Consider the following 1,190-nt stretch of genomic DNA (forward strand, 5'->3'; position numbering starts at 1 on the left):
TCAACAAGCATTATTTATTCAATGATCTTAGAGACGATACCGGCACCAACAGTACGACCACCTTCACGAATAGCAAAACGAAGTTTCTCTTCCATCGCTATCGGAACGATCAACGAAACATCCATGGCAACATTGTCGCCTGGCATAACCATTTCCGTTCCTTCTGGAAGCGTAACAATACCTGTAACATCTGTCGTACGGAAGTAAAACTGAGGACGATAATTCGTGAAAAATGGTGTATGACGTCCACCTTCATCTTTTGTCAAAATGTAAGCTTCTGCTTTAAAACGTGTATGAGGCGTAACGGATCCTGGCTTCGCCAATACTTGACCACGCTCAATCCCTTCACGATCAACACCACGAAGCAGAGCTCCTATATTATCACCTGCTTGACCTTGATCTAAAAGCTTGCGGAACATTTCAACGCCTGTAACCGTCGTCTTAGACGTTGGACGAATACCGATGATCTCGATTTCCTCTCCAACCTTAATAATACCACGCTCAACACGACCCGTAACAACGGTTCCACGACCCGAAATCGAAAATACATCCTCTATCGGCATCAAAAATGGTTGATCAACAGGACGTTCAGGAGTTGGAATATAATTATCAACTTCACTCATTAAAAGACGGACAGCATCTTCACCAATACTTTTATCCTTATCCTCAAGGGCTGCCAACGCAGAACCCTTAACAATTGGTATATCATCGCCTGGGAAATCATATTTGGATAAAAGTTCTCGAACCTCAAGCTCTACAAGCTCCAAAAGTTCTGCATCATCAACCTGATCAACTTTATTAAGAAAAACAACAATTGCCGGAACACCAACCTGACGCGCAAGCAAAATATGCTCACGTGTCTGAGGCATTGGGCCATCGGCCGCTGAAACAACCAAAATAGCACCATCCATCTGCGCTGCCCCTGTGATCATGTTCTTTACATAATCAGCGTGTCCTGGACAATCAACGTGTGCATAGTGACGATTTTCTGTTTCATACTCAACATGTGCTGTCGAAATAGTAATTCCACGTGCGCGTTCCTCTGGGGCAGCATCAATTTGGTCATAGGCTTTAAATTCACCAAAATATTTCGTAATCGCTGCTGTCAACGAGGTCTTCCCATGATCAACGTGACCAATCGTACCAATATTAACATGCGGTTTTGTTCGTTCAAACTTGCTCTTCGCCAT

1 protein-coding gene is annotated in these 1,190 nt (G+C 43.7%); it reads right to left on the reverse strand.

Annotated features, from left to right (window positions below):
• Positions 1 to 14 precede the first annotated feature (14 nt).
• A partial coding sequence (gene tuf, locus ACFIJS_RS08960; RefSeq protein ID WP_330167429.1) for an elongation factor Tu occupies positions 15 to 1,190 on the reverse strand: 1,176 nt, incomplete at its 5' end.

The sequence above is a fragment of the Bartonella sp. OT172YNZD genome (genome assembly GCF_042193725.1).
GTDB lineage: Bacteria > Pseudomonadota > Alphaproteobacteria > Rhizobiales > Rhizobiaceae > Bartonella > Bartonella grahamii_A.